The 26,354-nt window shown below is 62.6% G+C and carries 22 protein-coding genes and 1 rRNA gene; 14 read left to right on the forward strand and 9 right to left on the reverse strand.

The features are described 5' to 3' along the window. Positions 1 to 256 (reverse strand): 16S ribosomal RNA (locus O3300_RS16930); the annotation flags it as partial. Positions 257 to 772: 516 nt separating this feature from the next. Here O3300_RS16930 and O3300_RS16935 point away from each other — a divergent pair. Next, the gene (locus O3300_RS16935; RefSeq protein ID WP_289899767.1) at positions 773 to 2,152 is read left to right on the forward strand and encodes a sodium-dependent transporter; all 1,380 of its coding nucleotides are present in this window, start codon (positions 773 to 775) and stop codon (positions 2,150 to 2,152) included. Here O3300_RS16935 and O3300_RS16940 read toward each other — a convergent pair whose 3' ends face one another. The 7 genes from O3300_RS16940 to O3300_RS16970 all read right to left on the reverse strand — a co-directional run bounded on the left by O3300_RS16940 (position 2,153) and on the right by O3300_RS16970 (position 9,614). Then, positions 2,153 to 2,767, reverse strand: coding sequence for a M15 family metallopeptidase (locus O3300_RS16940; RefSeq protein ID WP_305053602.1), 615 nt, complete (start codon positions 2,765 to 2,767; stop codon positions 2,153 to 2,155). Beyond that, positions 2,767 to 3,669, reverse strand: coding sequence for a LysR family transcriptional regulator (locus O3300_RS16945; RefSeq protein ID WP_251349699.1), 903 nt, complete (start codon positions 3,667 to 3,669; stop codon positions 2,767 to 2,769). The genes O3300_RS16940 and O3300_RS16945 overlap by 1 nt, the downstream gene beginning before the upstream one ends. Positions 3,670 to 3,752: 83 nt before the next feature. Continuing rightward, positions 3,753 to 4,553, reverse strand: a complete 801-nt coding sequence (locus tag O3300_RS16950; RefSeq protein ID WP_305053603.1) for an N-acetylmuramoyl-L-alanine amidase — start codon at positions 4,551 to 4,553, stop codon at positions 3,753 to 3,755. After that, on the reverse strand, positions 4,550 to 5,530 hold the full coding sequence (locus O3300_RS16955; protein ID WP_305053604.1) for a BadF/BadG/BcrA/BcrD ATPase family protein: 981 nt from the start codon (positions 5,528 to 5,530) through the stop codon (positions 4,550 to 4,552). Before O3300_RS16955 ends, O3300_RS16950 begins: the two co-directional genes overlap by 4 nt. 94 nt (positions 5,531 to 5,624) lie before the next feature. Beyond that, positions 5,625 to 7,286 carry a glycoside hydrolase family 10 protein gene (locus O3300_RS16960; protein WP_289918855.1) on the reverse strand — a complete coding sequence of 554 codons (1,662 nt, stop codon included), beginning with the start codon at positions 7,284 to 7,286 and terminating at the stop codon, positions 5,625 to 5,627. A 90-nt stretch (positions 7,287 to 7,376) separates the two neighbouring features. Further along, positions 7,377 to 8,687, reverse strand: coding sequence for an MFS transporter (locus O3300_RS16965; RefSeq protein ID WP_305053605.1), 1,311 nt, complete (start codon positions 8,685 to 8,687; stop codon positions 7,377 to 7,379). Positions 8,688 to 8,732: 45 nt separating this feature from the next. Next, the gene (locus O3300_RS16970; protein ID WP_099666046.1) at positions 8,733 to 9,614 is read right to left on the reverse strand and encodes an N-acetylmuramic acid 6-phosphate etherase; all 882 of its coding nucleotides are present in this window, start codon (positions 9,612 to 9,614) and stop codon (positions 8,733 to 8,735) included. Positions 9,615 to 9,671: 57 nt separating this feature from the next. Between O3300_RS16970 and O3300_RS16975 the strand changes: the two genes are divergently transcribed. Both O3300_RS16975 and O3300_RS16980 read left to right on the forward strand, forming a co-directional pair. Beyond that, complete coding sequence (locus O3300_RS16975) at positions 9,672 to 10,901, forward strand: helix-turn-helix transcriptional regulator (protein ID WP_305053606.1); 1,230 nt, start codon at positions 9,672 to 9,674, stop codon at positions 10,899 to 10,901. Positions 10,902 to 11,043: 142 nt separating this feature from the next. Continuing rightward, positions 11,044 to 12,171, forward strand: a complete 1,128-nt coding sequence (locus O3300_RS16980; RefSeq protein ID WP_305053607.1) for a nuclear transport factor 2 family protein — start codon at positions 11,044 to 11,046, stop codon at positions 12,169 to 12,171. Positions 12,172 to 12,173: 2 nt separating this feature from the next. Here the strand turns inward: O3300_RS16980 and O3300_RS16985 are convergent, their stop codons facing one another. Then, the gene (locus O3300_RS16985; protein WP_077398269.1) at positions 12,174 to 12,914 is read right to left on the reverse strand and encodes a GntR family transcriptional regulator; all 741 of its coding nucleotides are present in this window, start codon (positions 12,912 to 12,914) and stop codon (positions 12,174 to 12,176) included. Between the two features lie 227 nt (positions 12,915 to 13,141). Between O3300_RS16985 and O3300_RS16990 the strand changes: the two genes are divergently transcribed. The 11 genes from O3300_RS16990 (at position 13,142) to O3300_RS17040 (ending at position 26,353) form a co-directional block, all read left to right on the forward strand. Then, entirely contained in the window at positions 13,142 to 14,461 is a 1,320-nt protein-coding gene (locus O3300_RS16990) for a serine hydrolase (protein ID WP_305053608.1), read from the forward strand. A 91-nt stretch (positions 14,462 to 14,552) separates the two neighbouring features. After that, a complete protein-coding gene (locus O3300_RS16995; protein WP_305053609.1) occupies positions 14,553 to 15,839 on the forward strand; it encodes a D-amino acid dehydrogenase in 1,287 nt (428 codons plus the stop codon). An 80-nt stretch (positions 15,840 to 15,919) separates the two neighbouring features. Next, the gene (locus O3300_RS17000; RefSeq protein WP_305053610.1) at positions 15,920 to 16,372 is read left to right on the forward strand and encodes a YchJ family protein; all 453 of its coding nucleotides are present in this window, start codon (positions 15,920 to 15,922) and stop codon (positions 16,370 to 16,372) included. Between the two features lie 40 nt (positions 16,373 to 16,412). Continuing rightward, complete coding sequence (locus tag O3300_RS17005) at positions 16,413 to 18,035, forward strand: carboxyl transferase domain-containing protein (protein ID WP_289918840.1); 1,623 nt, start codon at positions 16,413 to 16,415, stop codon at positions 18,033 to 18,035. 21 nt (positions 18,036 to 18,056) lie between these two features. Beyond that, positions 18,057 to 18,845, forward strand: coding sequence for an enoyl-CoA hydratase/isomerase family protein (locus tag O3300_RS17010; protein ID WP_099666038.1), 789 nt, complete (start codon positions 18,057 to 18,059; stop codon positions 18,843 to 18,845). A gap of 45 nt (positions 18,846 to 18,890) precedes the next feature. After that, on the forward strand, positions 18,891 to 20,219 hold the full coding sequence (gene bioA / locus O3300_RS17015; RefSeq protein WP_305053611.1) for an adenosylmethionine--8-amino-7-oxononanoate transaminase: 1,329 nt from the start codon (positions 18,891 to 18,893) through the stop codon (positions 20,217 to 20,219). Position 20,220: 1 nt separating this feature from the next. Continuing rightward, positions 20,221 to 21,417: an 8-amino-7-oxononanoate synthase gene (gene bioF / locus O3300_RS17020; RefSeq protein WP_305053612.1), complete on the forward strand. Its 1,197-nt coding sequence runs from the start codon at positions 20,221 to 20,223 to the stop codon at positions 21,415 to 21,417. Then, complete coding sequence (gene bioD / locus O3300_RS17025) at positions 21,407 to 22,198, forward strand: dethiobiotin synthase (protein ID WP_305053613.1); 792 nt, start codon at positions 21,407 to 21,409, stop codon at positions 22,196 to 22,198. The genes bioF and bioD overlap by 11 nt, the downstream gene beginning before the upstream one ends. A 32-nt stretch (positions 22,199 to 22,230) precedes the next feature. Next, positions 22,231 to 23,277 carry a biotin synthase BioB gene (gene bioB / locus O3300_RS17030; RefSeq protein WP_099666034.1) on the forward strand — a complete coding sequence of 349 codons (1,047 nt, stop codon included), beginning with the start codon at positions 22,231 to 22,233 and terminating at the stop codon, positions 23,275 to 23,277. 94 nt (positions 23,278 to 23,371) lie between these two features. Then, a complete protein-coding gene (locus tag O3300_RS17035; protein ID WP_099666033.1) occupies positions 23,372 to 25,399 on the forward strand; it encodes an acetyl/propionyl/methylcrotonyl-CoA carboxylase subunit alpha in 2,028 nt (675 codons plus the stop codon). A 21-nt stretch (positions 25,400 to 25,420) separates the two neighbouring features. Next, entirely contained in the window at positions 25,421 to 26,353 is a 933-nt protein-coding gene (locus O3300_RS17040; protein WP_305053968.1) for a glyoxylate/hydroxypyruvate reductase A, read from the forward strand. The last annotated feature ends 1 nt before the right edge of the window (position 26,354 follow it).

A 26,354-nucleotide genomic window follows, 5' to 3' on the forward strand; every position in this document is an offset into this window, starting at 1 on the left:
TACCCTACCAACTAGCTAATCAGATATCGGCCGCTCCACGAGCATGAGGTCTTGCGATCCCCCACTTTCATCCTTAGATCGTATGCGGTATTAGCGTAACTTTCGCTACGTTATCCCCCACTCTAGGGTACGTTCCGATATATTACTCACCCGTTCGCCACTCGCCACCAGAGCAAGCTCCGTGCTGCCGTTCGACTTGCATGTGTAAGGCATGCCGCCAGCGTTCAATCTGAGCCAGGATCAAACTCTTCAGTTTAATCTCTGTTTAATGTCATTTCTGACAGGTCGGACAGTATCGCTACCATCCAAATCTTTTACATTGCAAAAGATTTGCTCACTCAAAAAACTGACAGGCTACTTCCGAAGAAGTATCCTATTTCATTATTTCTTGTGAACATTTGATATATTTTAAGTATTACGCCAATCCGAAGATTGGCGCTGCACTTACATCAAATGCCCACACTTATCGACTGTTAATTGTTAAAGAACTGTATTCGGTTACTGCTTTCGCGCTATCGACAAAGCGTTGTGTTTGTCAGCTGCGAAGAAGGAAGAGTATGAAGCATTTCAGCACAATCGTCAACACCTTCTTTTCTACTACCCAGCCCCTGAAGGCTGTCCCTTTTGTGCCGCAAACTAGTGCGTCTCATTGGGGAGGCGAACTATAGCAAAGCGCCCCGGGAGTAGCAAGGCTTTTCCGGGGTATTTGCGGCCAACTGCTACAATTTCGCCCCCTCAGCGCACATTCGCGTCCATCCATAGAAGATTCACCATGAAACAACAAGCTCAAGGATCAGGCCTGACCCTGAAACGAGCTGGCTTTACCACTGGCTTCGGCGTGCTCGCCGCCACCCTCGGTTCCGCAGTCGGTCTCGGCAATATCTGGAAGTTCCCCTACTTGACGGGTGCCAATGGCGGCGCCGGCTTCCTGCTCATCTATTTACTCGCCACCTTATTAGTAGGGTTGCCCGTGATGATCGCGGAAATCACCCTGGGACGCCGCGCCAAGGTCAACCCGATCTCGACCATGGAACAGCTGGCGCCGAAGGGCAAGCCCTGGTGGCTGGTCGGCGTCATCGGCATGGTGGCCGCCTTCCTGATCGTGGCGTTTTACTCGGAAGTGGTGGGCTGGGTGTTTGCCTATATCGCCAAAGCCATCGACGGTTCCATCCTCAGCAGCGACAAACTGGTGACGGAAGCAGCCTTCGCCTCCCTGATCAGCAATCCTTTGCAATCGCTGTTGTGGCAATGGGGCGTGCTGCTGTTTATCGGCGGCATCTTGATGCTGGGCGTGACCAAGGGCATCGAGGCGATTGCCAAGAAACTGATGCCGCTGCTGTTCCTGCTGCTGCTCCTGCTGTGCGCGGTCAGCCTGTCGCTGGATAAAGCGGGCGAAGGCCTGGCTTTTCTGTTCCGTCCTGATTTTTCCAAGCTGACGGCCTCCGTCGTGCTGACAGCCATGGGCCTGGCCTTCTTTAAATTGTCCGTCGGCATGGGCACGATGATGACGTACGGCAGCTATTTCCGCGATGACCAGAATATCCCCGTCACGACCTTGCGCGTGATGGCGGCCGACCTCGGCGTATCGATGCTGGCCGGCATCGCCATCTTCCCCGCCGTGTTCACGTTTGGCTTCGCCCCCAGCGCGGGACCGTCGCTGGTGTTCATCACGATTCCTGCCGTGTTTTCGCAAATTCCCATGGGGCAAGCCCTGATGGTGGTGTTCTTCATCCTGGCCGCCGTGGCCGCCACGGGCGCGATGCTGTCGCTGATGGAAGTGCCCGTGGTCATTTTCCATGAACGCTTTGGCTGGGCGCGCACCAAGGCCACCGTCGTGACCATGCTGCTGCTGGCCGTGCTCGGTTCCGTGTGCGCCCTCAGTAACAGCACCCTGGCGGACTTCAAGTTATTCGATTTGAATATGTTTGATCTGTTCGACTTTGTCTCGTCGAATATCTTCCTGCCCGTGGGCGGCATCGCGATTGCCTTGTTTACCGGCTGGGCCTGGGGCAAGCAGCATTTCATCGAGGCGATCAGCAATCACGGCCAGTTGCACAATACAACCTTGGCGCATGTGCTGCTATTCCTGCTGCGCTTTGTCTCGCCCGTATTGATCCTGATCGTGATGCTGAAGGGATTAAAGGTCTTTTAATCAGAGTACCCGGGTGTAGGTCTGGCGCACCAGCACCCGGTCGCCGCAATCGAAATGCCACCATTCGCTGTTGATGCCAAAGAAGCCCGCCTGGAACATGGCGTCGCGCAACAATCGGCGATGTGCCACCTGCTCCTGCGTAATTTCCCCCTTTTCCAGCAAAACCAACTCCAGCGCCGGGTGCGAGCGCTCACTCAGATCGTCAAAGCCTGTCCCCATATCCAGTTCCCGCCCATCCGGCCCAACGATGGTGATGTCGAGCGCCATGCCGAACGAGTGGATGGAGCCGCGCGACGGTTCGGCGATATAGCCAAGCAACTCCGTACCCTGCAACGCGTCCCACAATTGCTGCTGCACCCGCTGCGGGCGCAAGGCGTCGAGCACCAATAAATGATGATCGGGGCGCCGCGCGGCCAGCCACGCCACGGCCCGCTCCAGCGCGGCGGCCGCATCGCGGTGCAGCCAGGCGCAATCGATGGGGCTGTATAAGTCGCGGCCGACGAAATTGTCGGGCGTGGCATAGCGCAAGTCGACGGCGATGCCGGCGATGCTGCTCAGGTGGCGAAATTGCGGATCGTTGCCAACCGCTTCCAATTGTAAACTTGCAACAGACATCAGACTCCTCTTTCCAGGCAATTACGCGCGGCCACGCCGATGCTATCGGCCAGGCGCCGCGCGCCATGCGACAGCGGCGAGTGGCTCGCCGTCAATAAATACAGTTGGATGGGGATAGCTGGCGCCCAAGGGCGGCGCTGCAGGCGCTCGGGCGAGCCGGAGGCAGCCGTAAACGGGTCGACCACGGCCATGCCGGCGCCCGCTTCCACCAGGGAACGGGCAATTTGATAGGTTTGCACCACGGTGGAAAACACGGGGTGAATGTCCTGCGCCTCGCAGGCGGCCACCACCAGTTCGCCCAGCGGATCGTTGTCGGCATGGCCGATCAGCTCGCCATTCAAGCCATGCGCCGTCAGGGGCGTGCCGCAATCGGCCGCATGCCAGGTGCCGGCGGGCGCGATCACCGTCATGACGCCATGCGCGAGCGGTTCGGCCACGATACCCGGATGGCGCGGGTCTTGCAGGGACACGGCCAGGTCCGCTTCGCCGAGACGCAAGGTGTTGACGATCTCGCCAGTGTGGTGGGTAGCCAGCTGACAACGCGTGTGGGGAAAGTCGCGCCGCCACTCCGTCATGGCGAATGGCAAGACGCTGATGGCGATCGTCGGCGTGGACACGAGGCGGATGGTTTCCACCGCGTGGCCCTTCAGGCTGGCCGCCAGGCGGCGGATGCCCAATAAATCGCGGTTGAGCTTTTCCGTCTCGACAAACAGCCGGTGCGCCTCCGGTTTCGGGTACAGCTTGCCCCGCACGCGCTCGAACAGCGGCATGCCCAGTTGCAATTCGCAATGCTGCAAGACCTTGGTGACGGCCGGCTGCGAGATATGCAGCACCTGGGCGGCGCCGCTGATGGTGCCAACTTGCATGATGGCGTGAAACACTTCGATATGACGCAACCGCATGAGCTATTCCTTTACCTTGCCGTGGCCGCCAGGGCCGTCAATGTTCAGCATATAAGAAAAAGTCATGGGCTGGAACGGCCATGCTACTTTGTTGCAACAGCCGGGGCCGGCGTCGTCAGCACTTCCAGCAAGGCCGCCGTTTCACCATCGGGCGTGCCATCGAACAATTTGTTGCGGTATTTCATCTGGAAAGCGATCAGCACATTGCGCGTCGCTTCGTCGAGCACGCCCGTATTCGGCGTCGCATAACCATGCTGGGCCAGCTTTTTCTGGAACCAGACGGCGTCCGGCACTTGCTGCTCAAAAATGAGGCGCTGCGTAGCGACACGATTCGCATCGGGCCAGACGATCAGGCCCGCATCGGCCAGCTGGCGCCAAGGGAACAATGGGCCCGGATCCTGCTTGCGCTGGGGGGCGATCTCGTTATGACCGAGGATATTTTCCGGCGCGATGTTGTAGCGGGCCTGGATATCTTTCAACAGGGGAATGAGCTCATCGATCTGTGCCTGGGGAAACGGATACCAGAGGCGGCCTTCCGGCGTATCTTTGTAGCCTGGGTTGACGATCTCGATGCCGATCGAGCTGACATTCAACTGTGTATAAGTCTTCCAGTTACTCACACCCGCGTGATTGGCCTGGCGCGATTCGTCGACCAGCACGTAAAACTTCGGCTTGTCCGTGTCCGTCAGCAAATAATGGCTGCTGACCACTTGTTCCGTCAGGATCTTGATCGAGCGGGGCAGGTCGCTGACCGTGTAATGGATGACGATGAATTTTACGCGCGGGCTCTGGCTGCGCGCCGTCAAACTGTGGTCGAGGTGCGGCGCGGGCGTGGTACAGGCGGAGAGCAAGGCCACCAGCAGGGCGAGGGCGATTTTTTTCATGGAAGATCCGTGTTCGGGTTAATAAAATGTTCAGTGCTGGCCTGTGTCTTGACGGCCGTCTTGACGGCGATCCTGGCCGCCGCTTCATGTGGACGGGCAACTTTCTGTTCCAGCGTCAACGATACAGGCAAAGCGGCGCGCATGGCAGCCGCGATGGCCGGGTGCAACTGCGCCGCGCGGCCCGCCAGCACGACGGGACGCGCACCATGGCGCGCCGTCAGGGCCAGCGCCAGGCGCGCCAATTCCTGTCCCGCGCGCTGCAAGATGTCCAGCGCCAGCGGGTCGGCATCCGCACTGGCGGCCACGGCCAGCGCCAGCCGGCCGATGGCGCCCCGGTCCTGGCCATACATGAAGGCGCGCGACAGCGACCAGTCGCTGCCGCCCAGTTGCGCAAACACGGCCTCGGCCATGGGCGAGCCTTGCCAGCTGCCGGGCGCCTCGTCTTCGCGGCGCCAGATGTGGCGCAAGGCTTCACGCGCGATCCAGTAGCCGCCGCCGCCATCGTCGAGCAGCACGCCGCGCCCGCCTGCGCGGTGAAAGCCGCCATCCGCATCGATCCAGGCGGCAATCGAGCCCGTGCCAGCGTAGACCAGATAACCTTCGCCGGGTTCAAAACTGTCGCGATAGGCGATATCGATATCGTTGCCCAAGCGCACGTCGCCGGCATCCAGCGCCAGCAATTGCGCCAGCATGGGCGCCAGCGTTACATCGTCACCGCCAAAACCCGTCAAGCCCGCCACCACGGCGCAGGGCTGGCCGACAGCCAGCACGGCCTGGCACAGCCGGGTAAACGTGGCGTGCACGGCTGCGCGGCCCGCATCGCTGCTCATTTGCAAGGCAGACAAGCCTTCCACGACGCCGTCGGCCACGATGGCGCCGTCCCCGTTGGCCAGGGCCCAGCGCGTCTGCGTGCCGCCCGCGTCGATGCCCAGTCCGAGCACGGCAGTATCAGTATAGGTTGCAGGGGAGAAAATCATGGCATGAGTGTAAAGCCAAGCGGAGCTTGCAGGCATGAAAGCTTGCGCATGTTTCATGCCTGCAGGTTATGGACTACGGATAAACGCTCAGCAACTACTTGGCGGGGGCCGCAAACGGTTCGCGCACGGTGACGCGGGGGCTTTCATTGCCGAGGCGGTCGACGGCGCTGACCACCACCGCATTGACCTTGCCGGTGGCATCGTCGACCAGGGTCAGTTCGCCCTGCACGCCCGTGACCACGGTAAAGCGCCAGTCTTCGCCGTAGCGGGCCCAGACGGCGTACTGCGCCACGGGTTTGCCGCCGCCCGCCGCCAATTTGACGTTCAGGCTGGTGGAATCGCGGCGCAAGGCCAGCACGGGCGTACCGGGCGCTTCCTTGCCCAGCCATGGCGTGGCGGGAATCAGGGCAGGGCTTTGATACACGCTCGCCTTGAGCTGGTCGCTGACACCCTTGCGGTTTTGCATCAGGGGCACCATGCTGAAATGCACTTGTCCATTCGCGCCGGGGCGCGTGCGCGTCACTTCGATCTGCTTGATGATCTCTTGCGGCGTGAAGGACTTGGCGGAATTGTCGATGCGGCTCGTATACAAACCCGGCCACACGTGGCGGCCATACGGGTTTTGCGCCAGCCAATAGTCGAGCAGCACGCCAAACGCTTGCGGCGCCTGCGCCACGGGCCAGTACAGCTGCGGCGACAGGTAATCGAGCCAGCCCTTGGCCAGCCACAGTTCCGCATCCGCATACAATTTGTCGTACTGGCTGAAACCGACGATGCCGGCAGGGCGGCGGTCGGGACGGCCGATGCCGAACGGGCTGATGCCGAAGCGCACCCAGCTCTTTTCGCGGTGAATGCCTGTATATAACGCTTCGATCAACTGGTTGACGTTCTGGCGGCGCCAGGACGGACGATCCAGCTGACCGCCAGCCAGCAGATATTGCTGCCAGGAAGGCTCATCGGGAAACGGCAGTTCGCGCTTGGCGCCGCCATTGCCCGCGTCCAGCGCGGCCGTTTCCGCACCGGCGCCGGCGCCTGGCGCGTCGATCGGATACGGGTAAAAGTAATCGTCGATGTGCACGCCGTCAATATCGTAGCGGCGCACCACGTCGAGCACCACGTCCGTCGTGTGCTTGGAAGCGGCGGCGTCGCCCGGGTCCATCCACAGGTAGCGGCCGTATTGCTTGACGGACGCCGGGTTGGTGGACGCGAAACTGTCGCGCGCCAGCGGCGACTTGGCCGTCGCATGGCGGGCACGGTAGGGATTGAACCAGGCGTGCAATTCCAGTCCCCGCGCATGCGCCTGGGCCACCCAGAAGGCCAGCGGGTCATACAAAGGCAACGGCGGCTGGCCTTGCTTGCCGGTCAGGTATTCCGACCAGGGCTCCAGTTGCGACGGGTATATCGTGTCGGCGCTGGGCCGCACTTGCAGCACAATCGCATTCAAATTCAAGGACTTGGCGCGGTCGAGGATGGCCAGCGCTTCCGCTTGCTGCTTGGCGACCGGCAAATTGCTGCGGCTGGGCCAGTCGATATTCGCCACGGTTGACACCCAGGCGGCGCGGAACTCGCGCGGCGCCGGCGGCGGCACTTCACCCGTGATGTGCTGCACGGGCGGCACGGCCGGCAAACCCGCTTCACCCGGCGTCACTGCGGAAGGCAGCTTGGTGCTGGTACAGCTGCTGAGCAATGTGGCGGTGGCCAGCGCGGCCAATACGCCGGCGCTGGCGCCCAGGCGTTTTTTAAAAGTAGACAACAAAACAATTCCTTGCAGTGGTGGAGCGCAGGTCTATCGGTGGGGCATTTTACTGTGCGCCCGCCATCCTTGCGGGCGCACCGTTCAAAAGAATCAGGCCTCGGCCTTCTTGCCGAATTCGGGATCGATCTTGACCAGCGCGGCCATGATGAAGGCGGGAATGGTGGCGATGCACACCCAGATGAAGAAATGCTGGTAACCGAGCATTTGCTGTATCCAGCCGCTGGCCATGCCCGGCAACATCATGCCCAGGGCCATGAACCCCGTGCAAATGGCGTAATGGGCCGTTTTATGCGCGCCATCGGAGACCATGATCATGTACAACATGTAGGACGCGAAACCGAAGCCATAGCCAAATTGCTCCAACGCAATACCGCCAGCGATCACATAAATGCTGCTGGGCAAGGCCGTGGCCAGGTAAACGAAGACCAGATCGGGCAAGTGGACGGACAGCACCATGATCCACAGGCAACGTTTCAAGCCGAAGCGGGAAATGATGAATCCGCCCAGCAAGCCGCCCAGGGTCAGGGCGATGACGCCGATGGTGCCGTAGACGAGGCCCACCTGTTCCGTGCTGAGGCCCAGGCCGCCCTTCGCGACCGGATCGAGCAGGAAGGGCGCGGCCAGTTTCAACAGTTGCGCTTCGCCCAGGCGGAACAGCAGCAGAAAGCCCAGGATGACGAAAATATCCTTCTTCTTGAAGAAGGAGGCAAAGGTGGCGACGAACTCTTGCAGAGGGGAAATACCGGCGCCCTGGATGCTGGGCCGGTCATCCTTGGGCTTGGGCAAAATAAAATAGTGATACAGGAAGAGGGCGATGAACAGGCCCGCCAGGATGGCGAACACGACGGACCAGGCCAGTTGCACATTGCCCGTCGTATGCGTCAGGTAGCCGGCCAGATACACGAGGCCCCCCTGGCCGGCGATCATTGCCAGGCGGTAAAACGTGCTGCGCACACCCACGAAGGCCGCCTGCTGGTGCTCTTCCAGCCCCAGCATATAAAAGCCGTCGGCGGCGATGTCATGCGTGGCGGAACTGAAAGCCATCAGCCAGAAGATGGCCAGGCTGATCTGGAAAAAATGGGGCAGGGACGTCGTCAAGGCCACCAGCGCCAGCGCGGCGCCGATCACCAGCTGCAAGCCGACGATCCAGAAGCGCTTGGTGCGGTACATATCGATGAAGGGCGACCACAGGGGCTTGATAACCCAGGGCAAGTACAACCAGCTCGTATACAGCGCGATATCCGTATTGGAAAAGCCGTAGTTCTTGTACATGATCACGGACAGTGTCATGACAACAACATAGGGGATGCCCTGGCCGAAATACAGGGAAGGGATCCACAGCCACGGCTTATTTGACGGCTTATTCGCGCGCGCCGGGGCGGTTTGTTTCACAAGCTCCATACATCCTTCTTGGTCTCCCAGGCAGAAGAATGCCGCGCCATCGGATCACGCCGCCAGTGCCGCCCGCACACTGCCGTCCGCGCCGGCCAACAATGCCTGTGCCTGGTTTGTGTTGATTTTTTTGATCAAGGCAACAATCGCCACCTTGACGTGATAGTGGCATTGCTCCAGCACGGTTCTGGCCTGCACTTCGCTGGCGCCGGTGGCGTGCATGGTCAGACGCACGGCCCGCCAGATCAGCTTGGCGTTGGTCGGCTTCAAGTCTACCATCAAGTTTCCGTAAGTTTTGTGCAAACCGACCATCAGGGCGCTGGAAATCGTGTTCAAGGTGATTTTTTGCGCCGTGCCCGCCTTCAGGCGCGTGCTGCCGGAAATGACTTCCGTACCTGTGTCGAGCACGATGCCGCATTGCGCCTCGTGCGCCACGGGGGCGTCCACATTGTTGGCGATGCCGATGGTCAAGGCGCCCGCCTTGCGCGCGGCCAGCAGCGCGCCCAGCACATACGGCGTGGCGCCGGACGCGGCCAGCAGGATCACCACGTCATTGCTCTGCGGCTGCAGGGCCAGCAAGTCCGCCTCACCTTGCTGTAAATCATCTTCCGCCCCTTCGACGGCCGTGAACATGGCGCCCGCGCCACCGGCCAGGATGGCGACGGCCCGTTCGGGCGGCCAGGAAAACGTGGGATTGAGTTCAACGCTGTCGAGTACGCCCAGGCGGCCCGACGTGCCCGCGCCCACGTACAACAGGCGCCCGCCGGCCGCGATGCGGGGCAGGGCTGCCGTGATGGCGGCAGCGATGCCGGGCGACGCCAGCCGGACGGCTTCGACGGCCCAGAACTGGTCGTCGACCAGCGCCGCCACCAGTTGCTCCACCGGATACAGGTCCAGGTCCGGATGCCGCCGGCTCGGAGTTTCAGTTTTCAACATGATTTCAGAACATGGTTGACCGTGAAACCAGTTTAATACCAACGAGCGGGATCAACCATGAAAGGATGGCGGGCAGGCATAACGGGAGTTTATGGCCAGTGCAACCAGGCGTACTTCGCTACGGCGGCAAACCAGTTGCTGAATTTGTTCATTCAGTGGCCCAGAGGCAAGTTTCAGACCCGTTTATGTCTATACTTCAGTTCGACGCCAACATCCACGACACGCCCCATGATCGCTCGCCAATTGCTGTTCCTGTTTAGCGCCCTTGGCGCCATCAACGGCATTTTCCTGGCCGTCTATTTTTTCAGCCGCCGGCCACGCTGCCTCGCCGACTGCATGCTGGGGGCATTGCTGCTTGCCGTCGGGGTGCGCACCGCCAAGTCCGCTTTCCTCTACTTCAACCCTGCGATCGCCATCGAATTCCGCCAGCTGGGCCTGTCGGCCTGCCTGCTGATCGGTCCCTTGACCTATTTATATGTACGCGCCTTCATCGCCGGGCTGGCGCAACGGCCTGCCGGACAAGAATGGCGCTGGCATCTGGGCTTGTCCTTCCTGCTGATCGGCATTGGTGTTGCCTTTCCATATTCCGCGTATCGTGCTGTGTGGAACCAGTCGAGCCATGCCATTCATGTGTTTTGGCTATGCTACCTGCTGGCAACCGCCAGGCTGCTGTGGCAAAGCCGCCGCGCATGGTGGAACGAGGGACAGCGGATGGCGACCAGCAGCGTGCTCCTGCTGAGCGTCTTTGCAGGCAGTTGTCTCATGTTGGCGGCCTACGCGAGCACGCCGTTCACGTCCTATATTGTCGGCGCCTTGTCGTTCACCTTCTCGCTGCATGTGGCGGTGATGGTCTTTCTGCTGAGAAAGGAAATCCTGGCGCCTGCCGACCCGCAGCAAAAGTACCGGAATAGCCGCCTGACGCACGACGATACGCTTGCCGTGCTCGCCGCGCTGGAACAACAGATGAGCGGGCAGAAATCCTATCTGAATCCGAACCTGACCCTGGCCCAGCTCGCCAAGCGGGCGGGATGCACGCAGGCGCAGGTGTCGCAGGTATTGAATGACAAGCTGGGCAAGAGCTTCACTACCTACGTCAACGAATACCGTATCGCCGAAGCGAAACAGGTATTGAGCGACGAGCCGCAATGGAACATGGATAGCGTCGCCGAGCGCTGCGGGTTCAATTCCAGTTCCACCTTCTACTCGACCTTCAAGAAAGTGGCTGGCCAGACTCCCGCCAGCTTCCGGGCCCAATCCAGCCAGGCGGCCAGGGCCATTTCCGCATGAAACCTCTCCGGAATCGCCATTCCGGAGTCTGAAATCATGTTTGGCGACATCAATTCCCCTGCATTTCGATAAATTATCGACCACCAGCGATCTGAAATAGTCGTTGCTCCGATAAACGCAGTTCTACATGCAGGGTACATCCATGATTCAGTTTTTATTGCGAACGATACTCGCCTGTTGCTTCCTGAGCATCACCGCCGTCGGCTCTGCCGCAGACCAGGACGAAAATGCCATCCGGGAAACCGTGCGCTTGTATATGCATGGCACCAGCTTTAACGTGCAGAGCGAGATCAACCAGGCCTTTTATGCCAATGCCCGCCTTTACCTGGACGGCAAAAACGATGCGGAATGGGAATTGAGCGGTCCGGAATACGCCAAACTCTTTTCCCAAGAGAAAATAGGGCAATTCAATGGGCGCCACGGGCGGCTGATCAAGGTGGATGTGAGCGGCAAGGTGGCCACCGCCAAGGCCGAGATCCACATTCCCCAGCAAGGGGTGCGCTATGTGGATGTCTTTCTGTTGAAAAAGATCGCCGGCAACTGGAAGATCATCAGCAAGTCGGCAGATCGCGAGCCAGCAGCCCCGCGCCAGGCACGCAAGGTGCTGCTGGTCGTGTCGAATGTGCATCAATATCCCGGCACAAAGGTTAACGCAGGCAATAATTTTCCGGAGATCGCGTATACCTATGATGTCTTTCGCAAAGCAGGGTACGCCGTCGACTTCGTCAGTCCCGAGGGGGGCGCCATTCCCCTGGAAATGATCGTCACGTCGGACGCGCTGCTCAAGAAGCATCTGTACGACAGTGATTTCATGTGGGCGCTGGCCCATACCAAGCCCGTCGCCGAGGTCAGGGCAGACGAGTATGCGGGCATGGCTTTCGTCGGCGGCGGCGCGGCCATCGTCGGCATCCCGGACAACAAGCCGCTGCAGGACATCGCCTTGCGTATCTACGAACAACAGGGCGGGGTGATTGCGGCCATCTGCCATGGCACCGAGGGCATCAAGAATCTGAAGCTGCGTGACGGTACTTTCCTGATCCAGGGCAAGGTGCTCACCTCGTTCCCCGATGCGTTTCTGAACAAGGAATCGCCGGTCTACAAGGCCTATCCCTTTTCGGCAGAAGCGAGCATCAAGGGCCATGGCGGCATATTCAGGCACGGCGCCAACGGCAAGAGCCACGTCGAGGTCGACGGCAGGCTGGTGACGGGCATGAGCTGGGAAGCGTCCGTCGGCGTGGCGGAATCCATGATCCGCCTGATCGAGCAGTAGATTTACGGAGCGCGGCGCATTTCCGCCACAAAATCGTAATGATCGCTGCGGCAATACGAATGCGTGAGTTCCACCGCTTCGCCCGACTCCAGGTAGGCGATGCGCGTGATGAACAGCACGGCCTGGCCATCGGGGATGCCCAGCTGCTTGGCCAGCACGTCCGTCGCATTCATGGCGCGGATGTGCTGCAAGGCGCGCACGGGAGCTTTCTTGATGCTGCTCAAGTATTCATACAGCGAGTCGCCCATGGTATCCGGGTCCGGCACCACGCTGAACGGCAGCACGCTCACTTCATACGCCATCACGACGTCGTCGGCCAGGCGCAAGCGCTCCAGGCGCGCCACTTTCGTGTTCTGCGCCAGGCCCAGGCTCAGCTGCTCATCGCTGCTGGCGATGACGACTTCGCGCTTGAGCCAGCGCGAACCGGGGCGGTAGCCGCGCTGCTGCAGCTGCTCGGAAAAGCTCGACAGGTTCGACAGCGGCTGTTCGATGCGCGGGGCAATATAGTTGCCCGAGCCGCGGCGGCGCACGACGAGACCTTGCTCGACGAGCTGGTCGATGGCCTTGCGGGCAGTCACGCGCGATACGTCAAGCAGTTCGGACAGGGTACGTTCGGATGGCAGGGCCTGGTCTACCTGGTAGCGGCCGTTGCGTACGTCATCGCTCAGCTTGCGGGCGATCTGCATATATAAAGGCGAATTGTCATTTAAATCGACCTTGAGTTCTACGCTGGTCTGGCTCATACAGTTCTCCTTGTCCTCCTAGTGTAATAGCGATGGCGCCTGCGCGTAGCCCGTCCACCCATGAATAAATGGAAAATGACCATAAATAACGGTTATACACTTAAAAAAACAATGTTTTACCTTACGTATAGCTTTGCATTATAGATAAATAAGCAATTTTCATTAGCCATGTAAACCATCGCGCCCTATGCTGGTGACGCCTCCACCACATCGGACAACAGGGAAACATGCACAATAAAATGACGGGTTTACTGGGCTTGCTGCTGCTGGGCACGACCTGGAGCGCGCTGGCCGCCCCGCCCGGCAGCGGCAGCGACCAGCTGCGCGCGCTCGATGCCACGCTGGCCGCCATCGTCGACGATACGGCCCACCCGCTGGCCAGCCTGTCCGTGCTGGCCATCCGCCATGGCAAGGTGTCTTATCAGCAACAATTTGGCTGCCGGCACATGGCCGCCACGCCGGCGGACAGCTTGCCCGTGACGCCGGCCACCCTGTTCCGCATCGCTTCCGTCTCGAAGATGATGACCACGCTGGGCCTGATGCGGCTGGTCGAGCAGGGCAAGCTGAGCCTGGACCAGGACGTGGGCATTTATCTGGGCTTTTCCCTGCGCAACCCGCATTTCCCCCAGCAACCGTTGACCCTGCGCAGCTTGCTCAGCCACACTTCCTCGCTGCGCGACGCGGGCGGCTACGCCTGGGGACCGGAACGCAGCCTGCGCGACGTGTTTACGGCCGGCGGCGACAGCATGTGGGATCGCGCCGCAGCGCCGGGCCGCTACTTTACGTATGCCAACCTGAACTGGGGCGTGATCGGCACGGTGATGGAAAAAGTCACGGGCGAGCGCTTCGACTTGCTGATGCGGCGCCTACTGCTCGATCCCCTCGACGTGCGCGGCGGCTACAACCCGGCCGCCTTTTCCCCGGAAGAGGTCGCAAATACGGCCACCCTGTACCGCAAGCGCACGCTGGAGACGGAAGTGTGGCAGCCGCACGGGCCATGGATCGCCCAGGCCGACGATTTTTACCAGCGTCCACCGGCCGGCATGGCCAGCTATGTGATCGGCAGCAACGCCACCGTCTTCAGTCCCACGGGCGGCTTGCGCATTTCCGCCGCGGGACTGGGCAAGGTCATGCAGATGCTGCTCGACGGGGGCCGCTACCAGGATCAGCAGCTATTGCAGCCGGCCAGCATCGCACTGATGTTTGGCCGGCAATGGCAATTGGCGCCAGACGCCAGCAATGGCGACAGCGAGCGGGGCCTGTACCGCGCCTGGGGGCTGGGCAACCAGCAATTCGACGCGGTGGCGGGGCAGGGCAATGGCCTGGTCGAGGGCGCCAGCTTCACGGCCGTGGGCCATTTGGGCGACGCGTATGGCCTGGTGTCCGCCTTCGTGCTCGATTTCAAGAACAGGAACGGCATGGTGATGCTGGTGGGCGGCACGGGCAGCGATCCCGAACGCTATCCAGGCACGTACTCCGCCATGGGCCGCAGCGAGGAATTGATACTCACCACCCTATACCGTGGTGCGATTGACAAGCATGAATAATTTGCACCGAAATAGTGCATTCCTGAAAGTTATGGCTGCACCATGATGTTTCATTGGCTGCGTTGACGGCCAGCCTCTAAGCTCTTCCCGAATGCTCCCGCACCATGGGAGCGCAACGCAGCGAGGCAACATGCAGCAACAAGTCATCATCATCGGCGGCGGCATCGTCGGTCTGACATCGGCCTGGTGGCTGGCCGAGGCCGGATACAAGGTCACTGTACTGGAACGCAATGAACAGGTGGCCATCGCCGCCAGCTACCGCAATGGCGGCCAGCTCAGCTATCGCTATGTGGCGCCCTTGGCGGACGCGGGCGTGCCCTTCAAAGCCTTGCAGTGGCTGCTGCAAAAAGACGGTCCGCTGCGCTTCCGTCCCGAGGCGGACTGGCGCCAATGGCGCTGGATGGCCAGTTTCTTGCGTAATTGCAACAGCGCCAGCAATGCCCGCACGACGGCCAAGCTGCTGCAACTGGGAGAATGGAGCCGCGCCGGCATGGCGCAGCTGGAATTGACGGTGCCGCCGGAAGCGTATGCCTGGCGCGATGCAGGTAAACTCATCGTCTACCGCACGCCCGCCATCTTTCAGCGGGCCGTGGCGCGGCCGGAATCGGAAGAGGCGCGCGTCGTCCTGTCGCCGTCTGAAGCCGTGCAGCGCGAACCGGCGCTGGCGGCCCTGCAGGGTGCCCTGGCGGGCGGTATCTTTACCGAAGGAGAAGCCGTGGCCGATTGCCACGCCTTTTGCCTGGCCCTGGAAGCGCGTTTGCTGCAGCACCCGAATTTTTCCCTCCTGCTGAAAGGCGAGGCGCGCCGCCTCGTCACGCACAAGGGCAAGGTCACGGGCATCGACACCAGCCTGGGCCTGTTGCAGGCAGATCACTACGTGCTGGCGGCCGGCATCCAGAGCCGCGACCTGGCCGCCACGGCAGGCGTCTACCTGCCCCTGTATCCGCTGAAAGGCTACAGCCTGACGGCGCCCATCCGCGCACAGGACCAGGCGCCCGAGATCAGCATCACGGATTTCGAACGCAAGGTGCTGTATGCGCGCATAGGCGGCGACCTGCGCGTGGCCGCCATGGTCGACATGGTGGGCGCCGACAACAGCATCGACTGGAACCGCATCGCCGGCCTGACGCGGCTGGCGCGCGAAGCCATGCCGCACGGCGCCGACTACGACCAGGCCACGGCCTGGGCCGGCCTGCGCCCCGCCACGCCGAACAGCGCGCCGCTGGTGGGCGCCAGCAAAGTCGGCAATCTGTGGCTCAACGTGGGCCATGGTCCGCTGGGCTTTACCTTTGCCGCCGGCACGGCGCGCATCCTGGCCGACCTGATGCAGAACAAGGCGCCGCCGTTCGCGCTGGACTTCCTCAGCCCGAAAAAATAGCTGCCCAAGGCGGCGCGCACGCGCCGCTGCCGTTATGGCGGATAATTGCGGAACTTTTCAGTTCTCCTGTCTGCCAGCGCATGCCCACACCCTCGACCTCTGCCGCCTGCCCCTGTGGCGGCGCCTCCTACGCCAGTTGCTGCGGCCCGTATATCGCGGGCGACGCCTTGCCGCCCACGGCCGAAGCCCTGATGCGCTCGCGCTACACGGCCTTCACCTTGCGCGACGAGCCCTATCTGCGCGCCACCTGGCACGCCAGCACCTGTCCCGCCGACGCTTTATTCGCCGAAGAAGAAAAAGTCCACTGGCTGGGACTTGAGGTAAAATCTGCTTTACGTTTACGTCAACGTAAAGCAGAATCAGCAGATCAAGCCGAAGAGATACAGCGCGACAGCGTGGAATTCGTGGCCCGCTACAAGGTCAACGGCCGCGCGCACCGCCTGCATGAAGTGAGCCGCTTCGTGCGCGAGGCGGACAAGCGCGGTGGTGGCGCCCTGCGCTGGTTTTATCTCGACGGCAGTTTTCCCGAATAGCGCGACCCGAGAGACCGGGCGATAATAAAAAGGAACCGCAATGCCGCACATCGAAAGCAAACTCAATCCGCGCAGTGAAGATTTCAAGGCCAATGCCGCGGCAATGCAAGCCATCGTCGACGATTTGCGCGACAAGGTCGAGAAAATCGCGGCCGGCGGCGGCGAGGCGGCGGCCGCCAAGCACCTGGCGCGCGGCAAGCTGCTGCCGCGCGACCGCGTGCAGATGCTGCTCGATCCCGGCACGCCCTTCCTCGAGTTTTCCCAGATGGCGGCCTACGCCATGTACCAGGACGCCAAGGGCGTCGATGCGGCGCCCGCCGCCGGCATCATCACGGGCATCGGCAGGGTCTCGGGCCAGGAATGCGTCATCGTCTGCAACGACGCCACCGTCAAGGGCGGCACGTATTACCCGATGACGGTGAAAAAGCATTTGCGCGCCCAGGAAATCGCCGACCAGAACAACCTGCCCTGCATTTATTTGGTCGATTCGGGCGGCGCCAACCTGCCGAACCAGGACGACGTCTTCCCCGACCGCGACCATTTCGGCCGCATCTTCTACAACCAGGCGAACCTGTCGGCCAAGGGCATTCCGCAAATCGCCGTCGTCATGGGCTCTTGCACGGCGGGCGGCGCCTATGTGCCGGCCATGAGCGACGAATCGATCATCGTCAAGGAACAGGGCACGATTTTCCTCGGCGGCCCGCCGCTGGTGAAAGCGGCGACGGGAGAAGTGGTGACGGCCGAAGACCTGGGCGGCGGCGACGTGCACACGCGTTTGTCCGGCGTGGTCGACCACCTGGCGCAGAACGACCTGCACGCGCTGTCGCTGGCGCGCACCATCGTCTCAAACCTGAACCGTAAAAAACCGCAGCAGATGGCCTTGCGCGACTCCGTCGAACCGAAATACCCGACGCAAGAACTGTATGGCGTGATCCCCGTCGACACGCGCAAACCGTTCGACGTACGCGAGGTGATCGCGCGCATCGTCGACGGCAGCGATTTCGACGAATTCAAGGCCCGCTACGGCACCACCCTGATCTGCGGCTTCGCGCATATCTATGGCGTCAAAGTCGGCATCATCGCCAATAACGGCATCTTGTTCTCCGAATCGGCCCTGAAAGGCACGCATTTCATCGAATTGTGCTGCCAGCGCAAGATCCCGCTCGTCTTCCTGCAAAATATCACGGGCTTCATGGTGGGCCGCAAATACGAAAACGAGGGCATTGCCCGCAATGGCGCCAAGATGGTGACGGCCGTCGCGACGGCTAGCGTGCCAAAGTTCACGGTGATCATCGGCGGCAGCTTCGGCGCCGGCAATTACGGCATGTGCGGCCGCGCGTTTTCGCCCCGCTTCATGTGGATGTGGCCGAATGCCCGCATTTCCGTCATGGGCGGCGACCAGGCCGCATCCGTGCTGGCCACCGTCAAGCGCGACGGCATCGAAGGCAAGGGCGGGCAGTGGAGCGCGGACGAGGAAGCGGCCTTCAAGCAGCCGATCAAGGAGCAATACGAACACCAGGGCCACCCGTATTACGCCACCGCGCGCCTGTGGGACGATGGCGTGATCGACCCGGCCGATACCCGCATGGTGCTGGGCCTGGGCCTGTCGGCCGCCTTGAACGCGGAAATCCCGGACACGAAGTTCGGCGTATTCCGCATGTAAGCAGCATTCAGGGGGAAGATAATGGAATTTGAAACCTTAAAGCTGGTCATCGAAGGCAATGTTGCCACCGTGACCCTGAACCGCCCGGACGTGCGCAACGCCTTCAACGAGACGACGATCGCCGAACTGGCGCGCGCCTTCGAGGGCCTGGGACGCAGCGACATGGTGCGCGCCATCGTGCTGGCGGCGAATGGCGCGGCCTTTTGCGCCGGTGCGGACTTGAACTGGATGAAGAAGATGGCAGGCTATACGCACGCCGAAAACCAGGCCGACGCGCTGCAGCTGGCGCAGATGCTGCGCACGATTTACCTGTGTCCGAAACCCGTGGTGGCGAAGGTTCAGGGCGACTGCTATGCGGGCGGCATGGGCCTCGTCGCCGCATGCGATATCATTCTGGTTGCGGAAGACGTGCATTTCTGCCTGAGCGAAGTGCGGCTGGGACTGATTCCCGCCACTATTTCACCGTATGTCATCAAGGCCATGGGCGAAAACGCGGCACGCCGCTATTTCCTGACCGCCGAGCGATTCTCCGCTCAGGAAGCGCTGCGCATCGGCTTTGCCCACGAGGTAGTCGAGGCAGACGCGCTGGACGCGAAAACGGCCGAGGTGCTCAAAGCGCTGACGGGCAACAGTCCGCACGCCGTGGCGCAAGCGAAAACGCTGGTGCGCGAGATCGTCGGCCAACCCGTCGACGACGCGCTGCTGGCGGACACCGCCGAGCGCATCGCGCAGATCCGCGCCTCGGAGCAGGGACGCGAAGGCGTGCAATCGTTCCTCGACAAGCGCAAGCCGAGTTGGCTCATGGGCTAGTTAATAGTCCACAGCTCATGGACTAAGAATATCATTGGAGCAGTTTTGAAAGCAGAAAAACAATCGGGCTGGGTCGAACGCAGTCTGCGCAGCGTGTGGCATCCGTGCACACAGATGCAGCACCACGAGACGGTCCCATTGATCCCCGTCAGCCACGGCCGCGGCGCCTGGCTGTATGATCACGAAGGACGACGCTACCTGGACGCCATCAGCTCCTGGTGGGTGAACCTGTTCGGCCACGCGAATCCGCGCATCAATGCGGAGCTGAAGGACCAGCTGGACCGGCTGGAACACGCGATGCTGGCCGGCTTTACGCATGAACCGGTGATCGAGCTGTCGGAAAAGCTCTCCGCCTTGACAGGCGGCGTGCTTGGCCACAGCTTTTACGCGTCCGACGGGGCGTCGGCCGTGGAAATCGCCCTGAAAATGAGTTTTCACGCCTGGCGCAACAGCGGCAAGGGTGAAAAACAGGAATTCGTCTGCCTGAAAGGCAGCTACCACGGCGAAACCATCGGCGCGCTGGCCGTCACAGACGTCGCCCTGTTCAAGGATGCCTACGGCCCCTTGCTGCGGGCAACGCAAACGGTGATGTCGCCCGACTTCCGCCAGGCGGCCGAAGGCGAGTCCGCCCAAGACGTGGCGCGCCGCGCGGCTGCCGACGTCGAGCATTTGTTCCAGCAAAAGGCCGACAAGATCGCCGCCATCATCATCGAGCCGCTGGTGCAATGCGCCACCGGCATGGCCATGCACGACCCGCTGTACCTGGCGCTGGTGCGCGCCCTGTGCGACCGTTATCAAGTCCATCTGATCCTCGATGAAATCGCCGTCGGCTGCGGCCGCACGGGCACCTTCTTCGCCTGCGAACAGGCCGGCATCTGGCCCGACTTCGTCTGCCTGTCGAAAGGCATCAGCGGCGGCTATCTGCCTTTATCGCTGGTGATGACGCGCGAAGACATCTACCAGGCGTTCTACAGCACCGACGTGCGCCGCGGCTTTTTGCATTCGCACTCGTACACGGGCAACCCGCTGGCCTGCCGCGCCGCGCTGGCGACGCTGTCCATCTTCGAGGAAGACGATGTGCTGGCCACCAACCGCGTGCGCGCCGAGAAGATCACGCAAGCGCTGGCGCCGCTGGCGCAGCATAACAAGGTAAAAAACTTCCGTCAGCAGGGCATGATCTGGGCGTTTGACGCCGTCGATGCGGCGCCCGATTTTTCGCGCCGCTTCTTCAGCACGGCGCTGGAACATGAACTGTTGATGCGCCCCATCGGCTCCACCGTCTACCTGATGCCGCCGTACATCCTCGACGACGCAGAGATCGCGGGCCTGGGCCAGCAGACCCTGGCCGTCTTCAATCATGTGATCGGGGCCTGAGATGGAACTGATCGCCCGATTACAACAGCAGCTGCAAGGGCTGGAAGAGCGCAGCCTGATCCGCCGCCGCCGCACCGTCGACACGCCGTGCGCGCCGCGCCTGACGGTGGACGGCCGCGCCATGCTGGCCTTTTGCAGCAATGACTACCTGGGCCTGGCGTCGCATCCGCGCATCGTCGCGGCGCTGAAAGAGGGCGCCGACCTGTATGGCGCGGGCAGCGGCGCGTCGCACCTGATCAGCGGCCATGGCCGCGCCCACGCGCAGCTGGAAGAGCGCCTGGCCAATTTCGTGGGCGCCAACCTGGAAAACGCCCGCGCCCTGTATTTCTGCACCGGCTACATGGCCAATCTGGCCGTGCTGACGGCCCTGTCGGCGGGCGACGCGGACGCGGAGATTTTCTCGGAAGCGCTGAACCACGCCTCGCTGATCGACGGCACGCGCCTGGCCCGCGTGAAAACGCGCGTATATCCGCACGCCGACCTCGATGCCCTGGCGGCACTGCTGGCGGCCAGCACGGCGAAAACCAAGATCGTCGTCACCGACAGCGTCTTCAGCATGGATGGCGACCTGGCGCCGCTGCCCGCGCTGCTGGCCCTGTGCGAACAATACGGCGCCTGGCTGGTGGTCGACGACGCGCACGGCTTCGGCGCGCTGGGAGCCAACGGCCGCGGCGCGCTCGAACACTTCGACCTGCATTCGCCCTACCTCGTGTACGTGGGCACCCTGGGCAAGTCGGCCGGCGTGGGCGGCGCCTTTGTGTGCGCGCACGAAGCCGTGATCGACACCCTGATACAGAAGGCGCGCCCCTACATCTTCACCACGGCGGCGGCGCCCGCGCTGGCGCATGCGCTGCTGGCCAGCCTGGACATCATCGCCAGCGAGGAAGGCCGGCAGCGCCGCGCCCACCTGGCGGCGCTGGTGGCGCAATGGAACGACGGCCTGCAGCTGCAACGCTGGCAAGCCTTGCCCTCGGTGACCGCCATCCAGCCCGTCATCATCGGCGAGAACGCGGACATGCTGGACATCGCCGCCACCCTGTATGAACAGGGCCTGTGGGTCGGCGCCATCCGCCCGCCCACCGTGCCGGCGGGGTCGGCGCGCCTGCGCGTCACCCTGTCGGCCGGCCACACGGCGCAGGAAGTGGCGCAATTGATCAACGCAGTCAACACCCTGGAAAGGACTCGCCATGAGCCTTGATGACCCTATCGTGGCGGAAGTGCTGGCGGACCTGGCGCCGGCCGTGCAGCCGGCTCCGGCCATTGCCGGCCTGCCCTCGCGCTTTGCCTGTTTCGTCACCGGCACCGACACGGAAATCGGCAAGACATTGACGTCGTCGGCCCTGCTGCACGCGCTGGTCGCGCGCGGCGTGCGCGCCTGCGGCATGAAGCCGGTCGCCGCCGGCGCCGAGATGCGCGATGGCGAACTGCATAATGAAGACGCCGACAGCCTGATCGCGGCCGGCAACGTTACCATGCTGCGCAGCCTGACGACGCCCTACATGCTGAAGGAACCGGCCGCGCCGCATATCGCCGCCGCGCTCGAAGGCGTGAGCATCGAATCGGTGCCCATCCTGGCCGCCTACCTGGAAATCGCCGCCGCCTCGGACGCCGTGGTGGTCGAAGGCGTGGGCGGATTCCGCGTGCCGCTGTCGCCCGGTTTCGACTCGGCCGACCTGGCGCAGCAGCTCGACCTGCCCGTGATCCTCGTGGTCGGCATGCGCCTGGGCTGCATCAGTCAGGCCTTGCTGACGGTGGAAGCCGTCGAGGCGCGCGGCTTGACGGTCGTCGGCTGGGTCGCCAACACGCTGGAAGTGGAAATGCGCTTCCTCGACGAAAATATCGATGCGCTGATCGAGCGCATCCCGGCGCCGCTGCTGGGCAGGGTGCCGCGCCTTGCGCAGCCGAGCGCGCAAGCGGCGGCGTCCTATCTCGATTTCACCGGCTTGCCCAACTGGCCGGCGCAGCATCCCAACACTTAATGTAGCTAAAAAATAGAAGCGAAGGAATCACCATGTCTTTAGTCCAAGAAGCAGCAAAAACCGTCGAACTGCACCGCCCTGCGGCGCGCATCACCGTGCCGGAAGCGGCCACCTGGCCCGTCGCCGACGTGCTGGCCCTGTTCGACCTGCCATTCAATGACCTGATGTTCAAGGCCCAGCAAACCCACCGCGTCAACTTCCCCGACGGCGACGTGGAACTGGCGACCCTGTTGTCGATCAAGACGGGCGGCTGCGAGGAAGACTGCGGCTACTGCCCGCAGGCGGCCCGCTACGACACGGGCGTGGAAGCGAAAAAAATCCTCGACATCGACACGGTGCTCGACGCGGCGCGCCAGGCAAAAGCCAACGGCGCCACGCGCTTCTGCATGGGCGCCGCCTGGCGCAGCCCGAAAGAGCGCGACATGGAAAAAGTCGAAGAGATGGTGACCAAGGTCAAGGCGCTGGGCCTGGAAACATGCGCTACTTTGGGTATGCTGGAAGAAGGACAAGCGGACCGCCTGAAGAACGCGGGCCTCGACTTCTACAACCATAACCTCGATACGGCGCCCGAGTTCTACGACAACGTCATCTCGACGCGCGAATACCAGGACCGCCTGGACACCCTGGGCCGCGTGCGCGAAGCAGGCTTGAAAGTATGCTGCGGCGGCATCGTCGGCATGGGTGAAACGCGCTTGCAGCGCGCGGGCCTGATCGCCCAGCTGGCCAATCTGAATCCGTATCCGGAATCGGTGCCCGTCAACCACCTGGTGCAGGTGGAAGGCACGCCACTGTATGGCATGGAAGCGCTCGATCCGTTCGAATTCGTGCGCACCATCGCCGTGGCCCGCATCACCATGCCGAAGGCGCGCGTGCGCCTGTCGGCGGGTCGCCGCCAGATGGGCGAAGCCGTGCAAGCCATGTGCTTCCTGGCTGGCGCCAATTCCATCTTCTACGGCGACAAGCTGCTCACCACCGACAACCCGGAAGCGGAAGACGACCGCGTCCTGTTGAACAAGCTGGGCCTGCAAACGCGCGGCGCCATGCTGGACTCGGTACAGAAAGAGAAGTGCGGCTGCTGATCCAGCCATCGGAATGCGCCCCACCAGGGCGCATTCCTTCATCGCGACACCTCAGATAAAAAACTTCCAGCCACGAGCTGCAAAGAGAGAGACCATGTTCACTAAAATCCTGATCGCCAACCGCGGCGAAATCGCTTGCCGTGTCGCCGCTACCGCGCGCCGCATGGGCATCCAGACCGTCGCCGTGTATTCGGAAGCGGACGCCAACGCCAAGCACGTCGCCGTGTGCGACGAAGCCGTCCTGATCGGCCCCGCGCCGGCCAAGGAAAGCTATCTGTGCGGCGACAAGATCATCGCCGTGGCGCTGGCCACTGGCGCACAGGCGATCCACCCCGGCTACGGCTTCCTGTCCGAAAACGCGGATTTCGCCGACGCCTGCCACGCGGCGGGCCTCGTCTTCATCGGCCCGCCGGCGTCCGCCATGCGCGCCATGGGCTCCAAATCGGCCGCCAAGTCGCTGATGGAAAAAGCGAATGTCCCGCTGGTGCCCGGCTACCATGGCGAGGAACAGGATGCGGACTTTTTGCACACGCAAGCAGACAAGATCGGCTACCCCGTCCTGCTGAAGGCTTCGGCCGGCGGCGGCGGCAAGGGCATGCGCGTCATCGACAACAGCGCCGACTTCAAGGCCGCGCTGGCCTCGTGCAAGCGCGAAGCGATCAGCTCTTTCGGCGACGACAAGGTGCTGGCCGAAAAATACCTGTCGCGCCCGCGGCATATCGAAATCCAGGTGTTCGCCGATACGCTCGGCAACTGCATCTACCTGTTCGAGCGCGATTGCTCGGTGCAGCGCCGCCATCAAAAGGTGCTGGAAGAAGCGCCGGCGCCGGGCATGCCGGCCGAGCGCCGCGCAGCCATGGGCGAAGCGGCCGTCGCCGCCGCCAAGGCCGTCGGCTACGTGGGCGCGGGCACGGTGGAATTCATCGCCAACCAGGATGGCTCGTTCTACTTCATGGAGATGAACACGCGCCTGCAGGTCGAGCATCCGGTGACGGAAATGATCACCGGCACCGACCTGGTGGAATGGCAGTTGCGCGTCGCCTTTGGCGAGCCGCTGCCGAAAAAACAGAGCGAACTGGCGATCCACGGCCACGCCATCGAGGCGCGCATCTACGCGGAAAATCCGGAGAAGGGCTTCCTGCCGTCGATCGGCACCCTGCGCCACATGCAGTCGCCATCGGCCGTCACGTTCGAACTGGGTGGCACGGTCGTGCCGGCGTCCGTGCGCATCGATTCGGGCGTGCGCGAAGGCGACGCCATTTCGCCATTCTACGACCCGATGATCGCCAAGTTGATCGTCTGGGGCGCGGACCGCCGCGAAGCGCTGGCGCGCATGGCGCAAGCGCTGTCGGAATACCAGATCGTGGGATTGGCCAGCAATATCGCCTTCCTGAAACGCCTGGTCGAAGGCCAGGCATTTTCCAGCGCGGACCTGGACACGGGTTTGATCGAGCGCAATCAAGCGTCGCTGTTCCCCGCCCTGCAGGCGGCGCCCGACACGGCCCTGGCGCTGGCGTCCGTGGCCCTGCTGCTGGAAGAAAAAGCGGCCGCCGAAACGCAGTCGGCCAACCGCGCCGACCCGTGGGGCAATGCCCTGGGCTGGCGCTTGAACAGCACCCTGGGACGCAGCCTGGCGTTTGCCGACGAATTCGCGCTGGCCGGCGACAGCAAGGCCTATGCCGCGCGCATCGCCTACCAGACGGATGGCTGGCTGTTCAACGGCCAGCCCCTGACCTTGACGGCGCGCAAAGGCAACGAGCTGCACATCAAGCTGGGCGAGCGTGCCGTGCATGGCACCGTGCTGCGCGACGGCGAGCAATTCCACGTGTTCACCAGCGGCTTGCACCACACCCTGCACTACAGCGACCCGATGGCGCATGCGGGCGAAACGGAAGCGGAAGGCGGCCGCCTGACGGCGCCGATGCCGGGCAAGGTCGTCGCCGTGCTGGTCAATCAAGGCCAGGACGTCAAGAAGGGCGAGCCGCTGGTCATCATGGAAGCGATGAAGATGGAGCACACGATCGCCGCGCCGCACGACGGCCTGGTGGAAGAGGTGCTGTACGCGGTCGGCGACCAGGTGGCCGATGGCGCGCCGCTGCTGGCCTTCAAGGCCGCCGCCTGAGGAGCGCTCTTGGAAACCTCGATGCGCATCCTGTTACAGCGCGCGGACGGCAAGGAAGCGGCGTGGATCAGCGACTTCCGCGACTTGCTGCCCGAAGCCGAAATTGTCTTCTGGCGCGAGGGCGAGTCGTTCGCGCCTTGCGACTATGCCGTCGTGTGGCAGCCGCCCGCCGCCATGCTGCCCGTATTGAGCGAAGTCAAAGCCATCTTCAACACGGGCGCGGGCGTCGACGCGCTGCTGAAATTCGGCGAGGCGCTGCCGGCCCACGTGCCGCTGGTGCGCCTCGATGACGCAGGCATGGGCGTGCAGATGGCCGAATATGTGAGCCACGCCGTGCTGCGCCACTTCCGCCGTTTCGACGACTACGAGGCGCAGGGCCGCGCCGGCATCTGGCAACCGCTGCCCGCATTCGACAAGGGGGATTTCCCCGTCGGCGTGCTTGGCATGGGCGTGCTGGGCACCCGCGTGCTGCAAGCGCTGGCGCAGTTCGAATTCCCCCTGCGCGGCTGGAGCCGCAGCCAGAAACACGTCGATGGCGTGCAGTGCTTTGCGGGCGAAGAGGAGCTGGAAGCCTTTTTACGCGGCACGCGCGTGCTGGTCTGCATGCTGCCGCTCACGCCGGACACGCACAACCTGCTCGACCGCGCGCGCCTGTCGATGCTGCTGCCGGGCGCCTACGTCATCAACGTGGCGCGCGGTGCGCATCTCGCCGAACCGGATTTGCTGACCCTGATCCGCTCCGGGCACATCGCCGGAGCGACCTTGGACGTGTTCCGCAACGAGCCGCTGCCGCAGCAGCACCCGTTCTGGCAAGAACCGCGCATCACCATCACGCCGCATATTTCGGCCGCCACCCTGCGCCGCGAAAGCGTGGCGCAAATCGCCGCCAAGATGCGCCGCCTGCACGCCGGCGACTCTGTCGCCGGCATCGTCAACCGTTTGCAAGGATATTGAG

Source organism: Janthinobacterium sp. SUN206 (assembly GCF_030587305.1).
GTDB lineage: Bacteria > Pseudomonadota > Gammaproteobacteria > Burkholderiales > Burkholderiaceae_D > Janthinobacterium > Janthinobacterium kumbetense.